We start from the raw sequence: 16,250 nt of genomic DNA on the forward strand, positions 1-16,250 counted from the left end.
TTAAATCCAATTATTTCACTTGCTTTAACTTGTTTTTCTTTTTTTTTGCTATTTTTTATTAGATTCTATCAACAGTTATCAAAAAATCATTTTACAATTTCCTATTTTATAGTATTTTATATTTTATATTTTTTATGATTTTATTGTATCAAAGAGTTAAAGAATTTAAATTGATGTAAATCAAATATTTCAAGAATCCTTGAAGAAAAAGATGTAATGGATTATAATAATATGATAGAATTCTATTTAAAAAATGAGAAATTATTGTATTAGTTATTAAAATTTCTCTTTTCGTTATGAGGTGAATTGAATGAAAATAGTAAAGGATGTCTACAAAGGATTGTTATCCTTATTTAATTATCCATATATATCAGAGGACCTTTTGAAAAATATAAAAGGGCCTATACTATTGCATATAAGCGATACTCCTGTTGATATCTACCGTTACATTTTCAGAATAATCGATATCTTAAAGCCTCAATATATTATACACACAGGTGATATGGCAGATAATATTAAGCTAGAGATTTATAAAAATAGAATTGATTTTTACTATAGAGGCGTTTCTAAGCTTATTGAAGGTTTAGAAAAAAAAGAATTCTCAAAAATCTATTATGTATTGGGTAACCATGATGATTATGAAACGGTTAGTCAATTGACTAAAAGAGGCATAATTCTTGAGGAGGGCCCATTGATAATAGATGACTGTAAGTTTGCAGTTGGTCATTATTACAAGGAATTTTCATATAAAGTAGATTTTAATCTTTATGGTCATAGTTTTGAACCTGAACACTATAATAAAAATGGAACGATTGGTCTAAATGGATTATTAAATATCAATATAATTGATTTGTCGAACAAAAGTGTATTTTATTTAGATTACCCTATAGGTACAAATCGTTTAAGATTAATGGAGTTAAGAGGTATTGGGTTATAATTGAAAGGAGGATATGTTATGTTATTTTTTAGGATGGGACCACGTTGTTTGTTTATTAGAAGTGAAAAAATTGATGAAATTACAAGCTTTTTAGAAACAAAGCTTAATGGCGAAATAACAGACTACCAGCAGGGAATTAAAAGGGCATCAGAGTATAGTACTCTTTGTTTTATAACAGGTATTAATCATGAAAAGACATATGTACAGGATGCAAAAAAAATTGTGCTTGTTAATAATGTTGCTTCAGGGATTCTCTCATCAATTATCAATAGTCATGCATGTGCTCTTATACATAAGATTGACATGGGACCAACTTCGATAGTTATGCGTATACCTGGTAATGAACAAAAATTAATAGGTAAACTCAAGGTATTATTTGATGGCAAAGAAGTTGATTTAGTCGATGGAATTGGATTGGGAGAAAAGGATGATACTATTCTTATATTTACTAATAAGGTACTTAGCGGACCGATTACTGATGTATTGGCTACTAAGTTGTTAATTCCACAGTCAGCTATTGTAGTTCAAGAAAGACTACGATTAGAGGGATTGAGGTTAATTACTCAAAGTTTAGATGATAGTCAGTGGTATGAGCTTAGAATTAATATATATGATTCTTATGGAAAATATGAAGAAAATTATGATAGGTTAATGTTTATATTATCAAAGTTAGAAATAGGTATGGTTTTAGGGGAAAGCTGGACTAAGGACTATGCCGTAATGCTTTATTCGGTATTGACTTATCAGGTGAGGTTATTTACATTCTTTACACCTCAGGAGGTAAAAAGGATTTTAATGGCATTAGAATATACAAATGATGGTAAGCGGTTGGTTGACTTTGATTTATACTATAAAAATAAAAAAGTTTACTGGAGTGATGTTCACAGGACTAAGAAAGGAAAAAATAAACTTGAGGAAGTTAAAGAATACAGACAAAGTTTGTATGAAAAATTGAAGTTAGAAGATATAAAAATTTTAGAGGAAATGGATAAAGAATTGGAGCATTAATGGAAAAAACGCAGATAATCGCAGCAAATCAGTAAATAATAAATACGAGGTGATTAATATGAAAACAAAAGCTGCTTTTTTTGATATAGATGGTACAATATTTAGAAATTCCTTGATGATTGAACATTTTCAAAAGCTTATAACCTTTGAAGTAATAGATCCCGAAGTTTGGTATACAAAGGTAAAAAAAGTATATATTGAGTGGGAGAAAAGATATGGGGATTTTGAGGAATACTTAGAAATTTTAGCAGGTGTTTATTTAGATGAGCTTAAGGGTTTCGATAAATCTTATATCGAATATATTGCTGATCATGTTATAAAATCTAATGGAGACATGGTTTATAAATATTCTAGAAATCAAATCGAATATCATAAAAAGCAAAAGCATAATGTTTTTTTTATCTCTGGTAGTCCTGACTTTTTAGTATCAAGAATGGCCGAAAAATACGAGGCAACAGATTACAGAGGAAGTATTTATAAAGTTGATTCTCAAAATAAGTTCACTGGCGAAATAGTGAAAATGTGGGATTCTGAAAGCAAACAGAGAGAGCTTAATAATTTGATTAAGGAATATGATGTTGATTTAGATAATAGCTATGCTTATGGTGATACAACGGGAGATTTTTCAATGCTTAAAATGATTGGCAATCCAGTTGCAATCAATCCAAATAGGGATTTGTTGTTATCTATAAGAGAGGATGAAGAATTGAGTAAAAAAACTACAATAATTGTTGAACGTAAAAATGTAATATACAAATTAGATCCAAATATTGAATTATTGTATTAAAAATCCATTCGACATCATTATCTATAATATCATCAATTTATTTAGTTTGATTACTTTTTGCGAAAAATAGTATTGCAAATATAAATCTTCTATGTTATAATTTTGGAAAACGTGGTATATACCAGTATACCATATATGAAAGAGTGTGATACTATCAAAAATAAAAGATACTTACCTCCTGTATATATTCAAATTAGGGATATTCTTGTAGAAAAAATAAATTCTGGCGAATTTACAAGTGGTAATCAATTACCATCAGAGAGAGAACTAAGTGATACATATAATATTAGCAGAATGACTGCAAGGAATGCGTTAACACAACTTGTTGATTCGGGGTATGCTTATAGACTTAAAGGCAAAGGAACTTTTGTAAGTTATCCCGAAATTGAAAGAGATTTTGTTAAACTTAGTGGTTTTTCTCAAATGCTGAAATCGAAGGGAATTAAACCTAGCAACAAAATTGTTAAATCAGGAATTATTGAGGCTGATAAAAAAATAGCATCACTGCTGGAAACTACAATTGGTACAAAGGTCTATGAGATTGTACGTATCAGGTATGGAAATAACGTTGCATTGGCATTAGAGTATTCTTATTTGCCTATAAATCTTTTTGATGACTTGCTGCAATATGACTTTGAAAGAAATTCATTATACAATGTTATAGAAGAAAATTATAACTACAAGTTAAAGTATTCTAAGCAATGGATAAAAATAACTACTTTAAATAAAAACGAATCTATAATTTTAAATGTTAAAGAGCATACACCAGCATTTCTTTTGGAATCTATATCATACGACATGGATGAAAAAGTTGTAGAATCTACATTGTCATTAAATATTGGTGATAGAACAGCTTTTTATACTGAGTTGTGGCCAAATAATATTTAAAATATACGAACTTTTTGCAAGCAATATGAAAACGTTATAAACATCTAGTCTAAGTATTAACAAATTAGTGCAAGAAATTAATATTATTACGATTCATAAAATTTTAACGATTAATTTAAGAGGTGAAAGATGTCTGTTTCTGCTGTAACTTCCGTAACATCTGATTCTATTGTATCTTTAATAGGTGTTGAAAAAAGTTTTGGAAAAAACAAGGTTGTAAAAAATATGAATGTTGAAATTAAAGAAGGGGAATTTCTAACTCTTCTTGGACCTTCAGGATGCGGGAAAACCACCACATTGAGAATGATTGCTGGATTCGAAGAAGCTTCTTCTGGGACAATCAAGGTTCAGGGTGAAAGTATCGAAGATAAGGAGCCTTTTGAAAGAGATGTAAATACAGTTTTTCAGAATTATGCTCTTTTTCCACATATGACTGTGTTTGATAATATAGGATATGGACTTAGAATTAGAAAAAGGCCAAAAGATGAAATTATAAAAAGAGTTAATGAAATGCTGGAACTTGTTCAGTTAAAAGGATATGAAAACAGGAAACCGGATGCTCTCTCCGGAGGCCAAAAGCAAAGAGTTGCTATTGCAAGAGCTCTCATAAATAATCCAAAGGTATTGCTTCTTGATGAACCACTTGGTGCTCTGGATCTTAAGCTTAGAAAACAGATGCAGATAGAGCTTAAAAGATTGCAGAAGAAGCTTGGAATTACATTTGTTTATGTAACTCATGACCAGGAAGAAGCTCTTACAATGAGTGACAGAATAGCAGTAATGAATGAAGGTGTAATAGAACAGCTTGCTACGCCAAGAGAGGTATATGACAGACCTCTTACTAAATTCGTGGCAGGTTTTATTGGAGAATCTAATATATTTGATGGCAAGATTAAAGGCTTGCATGATGGAATAATAGATGTTGAAACTTCAGCTGGTAACATGAAGGTTAAGGGAAACGGATTTGAAGTAGGTGAAAGTATCCATGTGTCAATTAGACCAGAGTACATAAAGGTGAGCACTGATACTGTTGAAGGGTTTAGCTTAGAGGGTAAAGTTAAAGATTTCATATATATGGGAACTGTTGTAAAAACTTCTGTTGATTTGAAAGATAATACTGAAATAAAGTATTCCCGTTTTGAAAAGGATGAAGATTTTAGAGAAGGAGATTCTGTAAATATATACTGGAATCCGGAAAAAGCTGTTGCCATTAAGGCAAAGAGGTAGTATGGAGGACAATATGAAAAAAGATACTTTTAAGCGAAATACACTGCCAGCTTTAGCTATGGCAGGACCGGTTTCATTATGGATGATTTTATTTGTAACATTGCCTATGTTGTATATTATCTACATAAGTTTTATGTCTAGGGGAGTATTTGGAGATGTTGTTTATGAATTTTCGTTAGAAAGTTATGAAACATTGCTGGATAGCACATATTTTAAGGTTATAGTAAAATCCTTAAGGGCGGCATTTTTAACTACAGTACTATGTATATTTATAGGATATCCTTTTGCATATTATATTGCAAAAAAACCAAAGGAAGTTGCATCAAAGCTTATTATGCTTATTATGATTCCGTTTTGGACAAACTCTTTAATGAGACTTAATAGCTGGCTTCTTTTGTTTCAGACAAGTGGACCTGTAAATAATTTTCTTCAAAGTGCAGGTTTTATAGATGCACCTATGAGTTTTGTATATACGGACGGCCTTGTAATGCTTGGTATGATAACTAACATGCTTCCATTTGCAGTGCTTCCCATGTACAGCTCAATTGAAAAATTAAGTAAGTCTTTTTTGGAAGCATCAGCGGACCTTGGCGCTACAAGGAGGACCACTTTTTTTAATATAACATTACCTCTTACCTTTCCGGGAATATTTTCTTCGATAATATTGGTATTTATACCTTCTCTTGGTATATATACTGTAACGGACATGCTTGGTGGAGGAAAAGTTTTGTATATAGGTAATATAATAAAAAATCAATTTGGAGCTATTAGAAACTGGCCTCTAGGAGCTGCCCTTTCTGTACTGTTGATTGTTATAACAGGATTGCTTATATTTATATACACCAGATTTGCAAAAATTGAAGATATGGAGGTAGTATAAATGAGCATTTCAAAAAAGCAAAAAAGACGAAGATGGGAAGAATTCATTGGAACGGTTTACTCAATAATCATATACGCAGTACTATATATTCCGGTATTTGTAATGATGATGTTTTCATTTAACAATCAAAGATACAACTATTACTGGAATGGCTTTACAACACAATGGTATTCAAAGTTATTCTCAAACTCTGCTTTAATCGAAAGCCTTTGGTATTCTGTTGTAATTGCAGTGTTAGCAACTTTAATTTCTGTCACAATAGGCACTATTGGAGCATTAGGATTAAAAAAATATGAATTCAGAGGAAAGAAATTTATTAATGAAATGTTATATATACCCATAATAGTACCTGAAATTGTTATGGCGGTTGCACTTCTTATTATATTTATCAAAATAGGACTTGCTCTTGGAATGGGAAGTATTTTAATAGGTCATTGCACTTTCTGTATACCATACGCAGTAGTTACTATTAAAGGCCGTATAAGTGGTGATGGTTATAGTCATGAAGAGGCATCCATGGATCTTGGAGCCAACAGAATTCAGACGTTTATAAATGTTACTCTTCCGAGTATTATGCCGGGAGTAATGAGTGCAGCGTTTCTGTCATTTACTCTTTCTATAGATGACGTTGTAATGAGTAATATGCTAGCAGGTGCAAAAAATTCCACTTTGCCGGTTTTAATTCTCTCTATGAACAAGTCAGGAGTTACTCCTGATGTTAATGCACTTACCACAATCATGATTCTAGTCATTGTAATAGCAATGATTTTGAATAATATAATTAAAAATGCGTTAAAAAAACGCAAAAAAATGGAGGAAACTATATGAAAAAACTAATTTCCATGTTATTGTCCCTTGTTTTAGTAATGGGGCTATTTACAGGTTGTGGAACTGATACTAGTTCTGTTGAAAGCGGAAATGCAGAACCAAGCACAGAGTTGAATATTTATATGTGGCAGCAATATATATCCGATGATTTGATAGCTGAATTTGAGGAAGAAAACAACGCAAAGGTAAATCTGTCATATATGAGTGATAACGCTGATGCAATTACCAAACTTACAGCAGGTGGAGGACAGGAGTATGACCTTATAATGACATGTGATGCTTATATGGAATCTCTTGTAGAAGGTGAATATATTGAGAAGATAAACTTTGAGAATATACCAAATGCATCAAATATTAATGAGTCATATTGGACTGCTAAAGAATATTGTGTACCTTATCTTATGAACTATATTTATGTAGTTTATAACAAGGATACAAGTCCTGTTGAAATTAAAAGTTACAATGATCTTATAAATCCTGCATTAAAGGGACAAATAGCTACAATAGATGGAGCTAGAAACCTGTTTCCTATAGCATTGGTTGCTCTTGGATATGATCCAAATTCAACAAATGAAAATGAAATAGCTGAAGCATATGAGTGGCTTGTAAAGTATAACGAAAATGTAGTAGCATATGGAAATGCTGAGCAAAACCTTACAAATGGAACTGCATCTGTTGCATTTACATATGATGGAAATGCTTCTTGGGCTATGGCAGAGCTTGGAGAAAAAAATAATCTTGTAATTGCTGATTTTGAAGAAGATTCAGTACAGCTAGGTTTTGACCTTTATGTAATACCAAAGGGCGCTAAGCATGTAGACCTTGCAGAAAAATTCCTTAACTATATCACTGATCCTCAAGTTATGGCAGAAAATCTTGTAGAATATCCATATTCTTGTCCAAATGATGCAGCAGTGGAAGCAGCTTCAGATGCTTACAAAAATGACCCTGCAAGAGATTTTGATTACAAGGAAAATGTGTTTTTCCAAAAGGATGTAGGGGAAGCTATTACAATATACAATGATTATTATCAAAAATTAAAGGTTGGAGAATGAAAAAGTTATTTAGGAGAACAAAATAAATGTTAAAATTTGATGAGCAGAAGCAATTGGACAGCGTAAACGGAGCGTTGGCGCTTAGAGGTGAAATAGAATCTGTTGTAGATAGTATATGTAAAAAAGGATATAAAAATATTTGCTGGCTTGGTATAGGTGGTACATATGCATCTTGTCTACAGGCTGAAGTGCATATGAAGGAAAGGTCAGCAATAAATTTCTTTGTTGAAAATGCAGCAGAATACATTCTTACCGGAAACAAAAAAGTAGGAGAAGGCACAATAGTAGTGATATCTTCTGTTACAGGAAGTACAACAGAAATGGTTGATGGAGTAAAAAAAGCTCAGGAAGCTGGCGCCAAAGTAATTGGTTTTGTTGATTACCCGGACACAAAACTGGCTAAAATGGTAGACTATCTTATTTCATATCCCCAAAATGAGCAGCTTAAACTTTTCATGGTAGCTGACAGATTTATGTATAATGCAAGAGAATTTGATGAGTATTATGAGCTTTATTCTGAGCTTGATGAACATCTTGCTCGTGGACTTGTAGAGGTTGAAAAAGCATCTGATGAACTTGGTGAAAGCATAGCAAGAAAGCATATGAACGACAGTATACATTATTTTGTTGGAGCAGGAAATCAATATGGTGCAACATACTCCTATGCAATGTGTTACTGGGAAGAACAACATTGGATAAGGACAAAATCTATTCACAGTGCAGAATTTTTTCACGGGATGTTTGAAATTATAGACCGAGATACTGCAGTTACAGTATTTATTGGAGAAGATTCTCAAAGGGCACTTAGTGAAAGAGTTGCAAGGTTTTTGCCAAGAATATGTGCAAACTATAATATAATTGATACAAAAGATTATAAACTGAAGGGGATAAGTGAAAAGTTCAGAGGACATCTTTCTCATCTTTTAATGAGAGTAATAACTTCAAGGATAGATGTTCACTTAGAAAAACTAAACTGTCATCCTATGGAAATAAGGCGATATTATAGACAGCTTGATTATTAATAGCTGGCTAATATGTAAGATGCAGGCTGCTTTTAAATTCTGAGGCAGTCTGTTTTACATAAAAATGAAGGGAGTCTTTATGAAGGTTGGAATGTTTACGTCTGGATATCAGCGTAGTGATATGGAGGATATCTTTAGTGATGCTAAAAGATTTGGATATGATTATATTGAGCTATGGGGAGGACGTCCTCATGCATATGCATATGACCTTAAGAGAGGACAAATAGATAGTTTGTTGAATCTTAGAGACAAATATGAAATTCCTATAAAAGTGTACACACCGGAGCACAATGCATACCCATATAATTATATGGTTGGTGATGAATATCAAAGAAAAGATTCTATAGAATATCTTAAAACAGCAATTGACATGGGGAAGGTCCTTGGAGCTGAGTATACTGTAATATCAGCTGGTCATGCCGGATACGAAGCCACTAGGAAAGAAATATGGGAAAGATTGTGCAAGAGTATAAGAGAGCTAGTGGATTATGCGGAGAAAAAGGAGCATGTACTTCTTATTGAAGCTCTTACTTTATATGAATCTAATGTATGCACTACAGCCAATGATCTTTGTGATATAATTGAATACATTGATTCTCCATATTTTGGAGCAATGTGTGATATTGTTCCTCCTTATGTGCAACATGAAAGTATAATGAGTTATTTTAAGAAACTTGGGGAAAATCTTAAGCATCTACATATAGTAGATAGTGATGGAAGTAGCGACACTCATATTCTGCCAGGAGATGGAAACATTCCTCTTGAGGAGCTTATAAAGGAAATATCAGATTTTGGGTATAACGAAGGTGCAACTATAGAGCTTGTTACAGCATATATTAATGAGCCATCACTTTATGCAAGAAAAGCAATAGACAGATTTAAGAAAATAACAGAGCAATGAGGATATTATGGATAAGAAAATAAGGATAGCTGCAGTTGGTGATAACTGCATAGATTATTATGACATTACAGGTGAAGCTTTTCCAGGTGGAAATCCGGTTAACGTAGCTGTGTATATCAAAAGGATGAATGGGGATTCATCATATACAGGTGTTGTGGGCACAGATGATTATGGAAAATTTATGATTGAATCTTTAAATAATAAGGGAGTAGATACATCGCATATAAAAATACTAGAGGGTAAGACTGCAGTTACACATGTTGAAATTAACAATGGTGATAGAATCTTAGGTGATTATGAAGAAGGTGTCATGGCAGATTTCAAACTTACAAAAGAGGATATAGATTTTTTGTGCAGCCATGATCTCGTTGTAACTGGGATATGGGGAATGATAGAAGATGAATTGTATAAAATTAAAGAAAGAGATGTGAATATTGCTTTTGATTTTGCAGATAAGCATAATCATGAGATAACTTATAAGGCTTTACCATACGTAGATTACGCATTTTTCTCCTGTGACAACAAAAGTGATGCAGAATTGCATGGATTTATGAAATTCATCAAATCTAAAGGCCCAAGTGTGGTAGTTGTTACTAGAGGGGAAAAAGGTAGTATTGCTTATGATGGCAATGAGTTTACTAAGTTTGGAATAATTGAGTGCGAAGTAATAGATAGCATGGGAGCAGGAGACAGTTATATAGCTGGATTTCTTATGGGCATACTTGAAAGAAAGCCAATTGTAGAGTGTATGAGAAAAGGTGCACTGAGCAGCAGTGAAACAATAGGATATTATGGTGCTTGGTAAATGAGAAACTAATCGAAAGCTAGTAGCTGAAAAATCCATTGTAGAGGACGCATTATATGCGTACCGCGGTATGCATACAATGCATACCTTACAATTAATGTTGATCTGAAAATGAATTAAAAAAACAGACTAATAATGTAATTAATAGTAAGTCAATATATAAAGAACAAGAACTCTTCATTGTGTAATGATGAGTTTTTTGTTTTGCTATTTTTTCTTTTAAGATACTAAAAGATATATATCAGATTATGTTAAAATTTTACTTTTTATTTACTGACAGTATATTTATTTTTTATTTTAGTGATGCATACTTGTTTTAGAAATAAAATACAAAACAGGAGAGGAATTTATGAACTTTAAAAAGAAATTAATTGTGATTGCTATGTTAACTTTAATTATGTCAGCTTTTTTATTCGGTTGTAATGCAGTTGCTTCTGGTAATGGTGTAAAGGAAACTAATGATTGGCCTGAAAAGTTAGTATTTGCCTATTTACCTAATGAAGAGTCTGCTGATGACAACAGAAAAGGTGCAAGAAAAATGTTGATGGAAGACATGACAGAATATCTAGGTATCTCTGTGGAGGTAATAATATGCGATGATTACAATGCAGTTATTGAAACAATGAGGAATGGAAATGCTCAAATTGCTTCATTTGGCCCCTTTTCTTATATAATTGCAAATGAAAGAAGCAATGCAGAAGCGATAGTTGTAACAGCGAAGGATGAAACTGATGCTTTTTACAACAGTTTATTGATTACTCATAAGGATACAGGTATTAAGACAATGGAAGATATAAGAGGAAAATCAATGTCATTTGTTGACCCTGCGTCAACATCAGGAAATCTAGTTCCTAGAGCAACAATTGTTAGAATTCTTGGAGTTAGTCCTGAGGATATTGATACTAAAGTATTTTCAAGCGTCCAATATGCTGGTAACCATCAAAATTCATTTATGGCGGCTGCAAATAAATCTGTCGAAGTTGCTGCAGTACAAATTAGCACTTATGAAAAAGCTATAAAGGAAGGATTAGTAAAAAAAGAAGATATACATGTTATTTTTCAATCGGATCCAATTCCATCATCACCGATTGCTATTCATGGAGCTCTTCCAAAAGACTTAAAATTAAAACTTACAGAATTTTTTACAACTTATGAAAATGCTGAATATTTCACATTGAGCGGTTCAGAAGGGAAAAAGTTTATAGCTATTGAAGATTCTAAGTATGATGGCATTAGGGATATAGCTGAATCAATGAATTTATCACCTGAAGAATTACTGAAATAATATGAAAATTTGCTGTATTGTGACTCTTTGCTTTGTAAAATTATATAATTATTAAATAAATGAAAGGGGAAATAACAATGAATAAAATTCTTAGCGTAAATAATGTAAAGAAAGTATATGGAAATGATACTCAAGCTCTGAAAGGAGTTTCATTTGATATTTATGAAGGTGAATTTGTAGTTATTATTGGCCTATCAGGTTCAGGTAAATCTACATTGCTCAGATGTATTAATAGATTGATTGCTCAATCAGAAGGAAGTATTGAATTTAAAGGTATAAAATTGGAAAGCTCCAATAAAAAGGAACTAAGAAATGTGAGACGTGAGATAGGAATGATATTTCAACATTATAATTTAATTGACAGGCTCACTGTAATGCAGAATGTTCTCCACGGAAGATTAGGTTATATGAATAATTTTTGTGGTATATTTGACCTTTACAGTCAAGAGGATAGAATCAGGACACTGGAAATATTAAAAAGGGTAGGTCTAGAAAATGAAGTGTTAAAAAGATCAGATCAGCTTAGTGGAGGACAAAAACAAAGGGTTGCTATTTCTAGGGCTATGGCACAAAATCCTTCTCTAATGCTTGCAGATGAACCTATCGCAAGTCTAGATCCTATATCTTCAGGTGTTGTAATGGATTATTTGCATAACATTTGTACAGAAGATGGAATATCGGCTATTGTTAGTCTTCATCAGGTAGATTTTGCATTGAAATATGCTACAAGAATTATTGGAATTAGAGAAGGTCTGATTGTATATGACGGAAAACCAGAAAATTTATCTGAAGAAATGATTAATGAAATTTATAAAAAGAATGGAAGTCAAAGTTTTGCCGATGATAAGGATGAACCTGTATATAAGAATGCAATTGCAGTTTAAAAAGAAAAGGAGAGTTTTTTAATGCAATTTCAATTAAAACATACTAAAGAGCTTATACCTCTAAAAAAAGATAGTAATTTACGTACATGGTTATTTTGGATTGTTATAATTTTTATTACTCTTGCAACAGGATATACAACTGAATTTGATGTAAGAAAGGCAATTTTAGCCATGCCGGGAATATTCAGTTTTATCGCCGAGGATTTTTTACCTCCCGATATAACAGTTGTTCCAAAATTTATGGAATCCTTAATGGATACATTTTATATGGCATTCATTTCAACAACAACGGGGGCGGTTATAAGTGTGGTTTTAGCATTGTTGTGTGCATCTCCCACTTCACCATACAGGGTAGTTGAGTTTACTATAAGAATAATTGCTTCGGCTCTTAGAAATATCCCATCTCTGGCATGGACAATCATGTTAGTTCCTGCTTTTGGAATAGGAAAAACTGTAGGTTTGATGGCGCTTCTGATTGGAGCTATAGGAAGTATGACAAGATTTTTTACAGAAACTATTGAAGAGATAGATATGGGAAACATAGAAGCAATACGCTCTGTAGGTGGTTCTTATTGGCAGGTTTTAAAATGCGGTGTTTTACCTCAATGTTATCCTGGACTTATTGCATGGACATTATACAATTTTGAATTAGGCATACGTGCTTCAACAATTATCGGAATGGTTGGCGGAGGAGGTATAGGATTTTATATTCAGTCCACCATCAAGTTGTTTCAATATGATCAGGCTATGATGGCTGTACTTGTTGTAGCTATTGTTGTATTAATTGTAGAAGCTGCATCAAAAAAGATAAGGGAGCTAATAATGTGATTAAAAATACTGTAACTAAAAATATAGATATTACATCAAAGAAACAAAAGAATTTTTTAAGAATAACAATTCTAATTGTATTTATTATATATGTAATAAGTATAGTAAACCTTGATTTAAAATTAAACCTTGGACTTGAATATTTCTTAAAAGCTGTTGATATTATGTTTAGAATGATTCATTTTGATTTAAGTGAATGGAACGATGTTATATCAGCTGCATTAACTTCTTTATCTGTAGCAGTATTGGCAACTATTATTTCAGCTGTATTTGCCTTCTTTATGAGTTTCATTGCTGCTAGCAATGTTTCAAATAGTTTCGTTTCAAAAGTATGCAAAGGAGTGGCAGCATGGATAAGGGCTGTTCCTACTATAATATGGACATTGATATTTGTAGCTTATTTAGGTCTTGGACCATTTCCTGGTGTCTTAGGACTCAGTCTTCATAGTTTTGCATATTTGTTAAAGGCGTTTTCTCAATCTATCGAAGAAGTTAAAAAAGAAAATATTGAAGCTCTGCGGGCAACAGGTGCATCATGGGTTCTCGTTATGACAAAAGCAATTTTGCCTTCTATTGTGACATCTCTTATTTCATGGATTGCACTTAGATTTGAAATCAATGTGGCAGAATCCTCTATTCTAGGTTTTGTAGGAGCAGGAGGTATTGGTCATGAGGTAAGTTCAAATATGAGGGGATTTCAATTTGAAAAGGCAGGATTTGTAGTATTGGTTGTTTTTCTTATGAGTTTTGGAATTGAAATGATTTTCCATAGGTTCAAGCTAAATGTTGATAAGAATCAATTTAAATAATAAAGTAAAAAAGAGGTAATTATGAACAAAAGTATAATGTTTAAAATATTAGCCAAAAGTTCAAGAAAAGAAATTATTGAATTATCAGAAAATATTCAAAGAAATCATGAGGTTTTAGTAATAAAGGAACCAGCAAAGACTTTAGTAATGGTTAAGATGCATGAGCCTGTAGCAAATTCTAAATTTTATTTAGGTGAAGTTATAGCGTGTGAATCATTGGTCAAAATAGATGGTAAGTCAGGAATGGCAGTTACGGCAGGAGATGATTTTGACAAGGTACTGGCCATGGCGATAATTGATGCTGCATATAATGCTAAGGTTCCTGAAATAGACTGGCTTACGGAAAAATTAAATGAGATGAATAAAATAATTGATGATAAAGAAAAAAGAGAGTCAGCAATACATCTTAAAACTAAAGTTAATTTTAGAAATATGGGGGGTAATGATTATGGTACAAAATAGCATTACTTTTGATTATGTGCATGACTGCCAGGAAACATTTAGACTTATGCTTCATGCAATATCTAATCCAGGAGAAATAGTGAATATTAAAAATCATTCGGATAAATTAAAGGATGATTTTAGTCACATGCTATTACTGGCGGTTACATTGCTTGATAAGGAAACTAGTTATTGTGTTTTAGATAATGAAGAGCTGGACAAGTTGATAGCTCAATTGACTTATGCGTATTATAAAGATGAAAATGCTGATTATATATTTGTTAGTGAAAAATATTCTTATGAAAAAATGATTGATATTTTAATAAAGTCATCTCCGGGTACATTAGTTAATCCTCATGCAAATACTACATTGATAATATGTGATGATATGCTGGGAAATCCGATTTCATTATGTCTTGAGGGGCCTGGAATTAAAGATTCAAAAACAATTGAAGTATCTGATTATATTAAGCAATGGATTTCAACAAGGGATTTAATGGAATATGAATATCCTCTAGGCGTTGATTTATTCTTTATAACCAAGGAAGGTGAATTATTGTCAATACCAAGAAAAGTTAAAATGAAAGGGTGATGTAAAATGGCATATGTAGCAGTCGCAGGCGGACAAGAAGCAATAGAAGAGTCAATTAAACTTCTTAAATATTATCGAACAGAAGGAAATAACGAGTTAGAAATAGATACCATAAAAGATAAAATGAAACTATTAGTAGATAGGGTGATGTCTGAAGCTGGTTTTTATGCTCCTGATTATGCTGCGTTGGCTTTAAAGCAATGTGAAGGAAGTTTAGAGGAAGCGGTATTTTTAATAAGGGCATATAGATCAACGTTGAGCAGAAACTATTATTCAAACACGGTATATACTGAAAACATGAGAATAATTAGAAGAATCAGTGCTGCATTTAAGGATATACCTGGGGGACAAATTTTAGGACCAACTTATGATTATACTCACAGATTATTGAATTTTGACATAATTAATGAAACAAAAGAAGAAAAGGAACAATTGCGAAAAAGTTATGATGATGTTGAATATGAAGATATAACATTTACCAGGGTTTCTGATTTACTTAGAAATGAGAATTTATTGGAAGATACAGAAGATATTTTAAGTAAACCCTTTGATGTTACGTTGAACAATCTTACTTTTCCTGCACCAAGAAGTGCAATCCTGCAAACTATGGCTCGTGCTGATACCGGTTATATATCAGGATTAGCTTATAGCTCATTGAGAGGCTTTGGGTCGGTTCATCCTACAGTAGGTGAATTAAGAACAGGCTGGGTTTCTGTTGAAGTGCCATATATGCTGTCTGAAGGTGAAAGCATTTATGTCGGAGAGATATTAGTAACAGAAGTTGAATCCTTTGTATCTGCTTCTAAAAAGACTAATAATGAACATGATGAAATAAAAGTTGGCATTGGATATGGATGTGTGTTTGGAAGAAATGAAACAAAAGCAATATCAATGTCTATTCTTGACAGAGCTTTAAAGATTGAGGGAGATTCTCCGGTCAATGATGAAGAATTTGTTTTACTTCATGGTGACAGTTTAGAAATGAATGGCTTTTTATCACATCTAAAGCTTCCGCATTATGTAACATTTCAATCTAAACTGGATCAATTAAGAAAAAAGAAAGGGGAATAATA

General features: G+C 32.3%; 18 protein-coding genes. All 18 read left to right on the forward strand.

Translation table 11 applies throughout. The features are described 5' to 3' along the window. The first annotated feature begins 310 nt into the window (after window positions 1-310). The 18 genes from U8307_RS11160 to U8307_RS11245 all read left to right on the forward strand — a co-directional run bounded on the left by U8307_RS11160 (window position 311) and on the right by U8307_RS11245 (window position 16,248). Window positions 311-937: a metallophosphoesterase gene (locus U8307_RS11160; RefSeq protein WP_326907902.1), complete on the forward strand. Its 627-nt coding sequence runs from the start codon at window positions 311-313 to the stop codon at window positions 935-937. An 18-nt stretch (window positions 938-955) separates the two neighbouring features. Then, entirely contained in the window at window positions 956-1,945 is a 990-nt protein-coding gene (locus U8307_RS11165) for a hypothetical protein (protein ID WP_326907904.1), read from the forward strand. Window positions 1,946-2,003: 58 nt separating this feature from the next. Continuing rightward, on the forward strand, window positions 2,004-2,732 hold the full coding sequence (locus U8307_RS11170) for an HAD family hydrolase (protein ID WP_326907906.1): 729 nt from the start codon (window positions 2,004-2,006) through the stop codon (window positions 2,730-2,732). Between the two features lie 135 nt (window positions 2,733-2,867). Continuing rightward, a complete protein-coding gene (locus U8307_RS11175) occupies window positions 2,868-3,620 on the forward strand; it encodes a GntR family transcriptional regulator (RefSeq protein WP_326907908.1) in 753 nt (250 codons plus the stop codon). Between the two features lie 129 nt (window positions 3,621-3,749). Continuing rightward, window positions 3,750-4,847 carry an ABC transporter ATP-binding protein gene (locus U8307_RS11180; RefSeq protein ID WP_326907909.1) on the forward strand — a complete coding sequence of 366 codons (1,098 nt, stop codon included), beginning with the start codon at window positions 3,750-3,752 and terminating at the stop codon, window positions 4,845-4,847. A gap of 13 nt (window positions 4,848-4,860) precedes the next feature. After that, a complete protein-coding gene (locus U8307_RS11185; protein WP_326907910.1) occupies window positions 4,861-5,727 on the forward strand; it encodes an ABC transporter permease in 867 nt (288 codons plus the stop codon). Next, window positions 5,728-6,555 (forward strand): ABC transporter permease, encoded by an 828-nt coding sequence (locus U8307_RS11190; RefSeq protein ID WP_326907912.1) that lies wholly within the window; start codon window positions 5,728-5,730, stop codon window positions 6,553-6,555. It abuts the gene before it with no gap. After that, window positions 6,552-7,610, forward strand: coding sequence for a polyamine ABC transporter substrate-binding protein (locus tag U8307_RS11195; RefSeq protein WP_326907913.1), 1,059 nt, complete (start codon window positions 6,552-6,554; stop codon window positions 7,608-7,610). The genes U8307_RS11190 and U8307_RS11195 overlap by 4 nt, the downstream gene beginning before the upstream one ends. A gap of 26 nt (window positions 7,611-7,636) precedes the next feature. Continuing rightward, window positions 7,637-8,632 carry an SIS domain-containing protein gene (locus U8307_RS11200; protein ID WP_326907915.1) on the forward strand — a complete coding sequence of 332 codons (996 nt, stop codon included), beginning with the start codon at window positions 7,637-7,639 and terminating at the stop codon, window positions 8,630-8,632. A 79-nt stretch (window positions 8,633-8,711) separates the two neighbouring features. Next, complete coding sequence (gene frlC, locus U8307_RS11205) at window positions 8,712-9,533, forward strand: fructoselysine 3-epimerase (protein WP_326907917.1); 822 nt, start codon at window positions 8,712-8,714, stop codon at window positions 9,531-9,533. A 7-nt stretch (window positions 9,534-9,540) separates the two neighbouring features. Next, on the forward strand, window positions 9,541-10,338 hold the full coding sequence (frlD, locus tag U8307_RS11210; RefSeq protein ID WP_326907918.1) for a fructoselysine 6-kinase: 798 nt from the start codon (window positions 9,541-9,543) through the stop codon (window positions 10,336-10,338). A gap of 349 nt (window positions 10,339-10,687) precedes the next feature. Next, entirely contained in the window at window positions 10,688-11,623 is a 936-nt protein-coding gene (gene phnD / locus U8307_RS11215) for a phosphate/phosphite/phosphonate ABC transporter substrate-binding protein (RefSeq protein ID WP_326907920.1), read from the forward strand. Window positions 11,624-11,700: 77 nt separating this feature from the next. Then, a complete protein-coding gene (phnC, locus tag U8307_RS11220; protein WP_326907922.1) occupies window positions 11,701-12,507 on the forward strand; it encodes a phosphonate ABC transporter ATP-binding protein in 807 nt (268 codons plus the stop codon). 21 nt (window positions 12,508-12,528) lie between these two features. After that, complete coding sequence (gene phnE, locus U8307_RS11225; RefSeq protein WP_326907924.1) at window positions 12,529-13,335, forward strand: phosphonate ABC transporter, permease protein PhnE; 807 nt, start codon at window positions 12,529-12,531, stop codon at window positions 13,333-13,335. Then, window positions 13,332-14,144, forward strand: a complete 813-nt coding sequence (gene phnE / locus U8307_RS11230) for a phosphonate ABC transporter, permease protein PhnE (RefSeq protein WP_326907927.1) — start codon at window positions 13,332-13,334, stop codon at window positions 14,142-14,144. The genes phnE (U8307_RS11225) and phnE (U8307_RS11230) overlap by 4 nt, the downstream gene beginning before the upstream one ends. Before the next feature lie 21 nt (window positions 14,145-14,165). Further along, window positions 14,166-14,606, forward strand: coding sequence for a phosphonate C-P lyase system protein PhnG (locus U8307_RS11235; protein WP_326907928.1), 441 nt, complete (start codon window positions 14,166-14,168; stop codon window positions 14,604-14,606). Then, window positions 14,593-15,177, forward strand: coding sequence for a phosphonate C-P lyase system protein PhnH (phnH, locus tag U8307_RS11240; protein ID WP_326907930.1), 585 nt, complete (start codon window positions 14,593-14,595; stop codon window positions 15,175-15,177). The genes U8307_RS11235 and phnH overlap by 14 nt, the downstream gene beginning before the upstream one ends. A 6-nt stretch (window positions 15,178-15,183) precedes the next feature. Continuing rightward, window positions 15,184-16,248 (forward strand): carbon-phosphorus lyase complex subunit PhnI, encoded by a 1,065-nt coding sequence (locus tag U8307_RS11245; RefSeq protein ID WP_326907932.1) that lies wholly within the window; start codon window positions 15,184-15,186, stop codon window positions 16,246-16,248. Window positions 16,249-16,250: the final 2 nt, after the last annotated feature.

The sequence above is a fragment of the Sedimentibacter sp. MB31-C6 genome, from assembly GCF_035934735.1.
Classification (GTDB): Bacteria; Bacillota; Clostridia; order Tissierellales; family Sedimentibacteraceae; genus Sedimentibacter.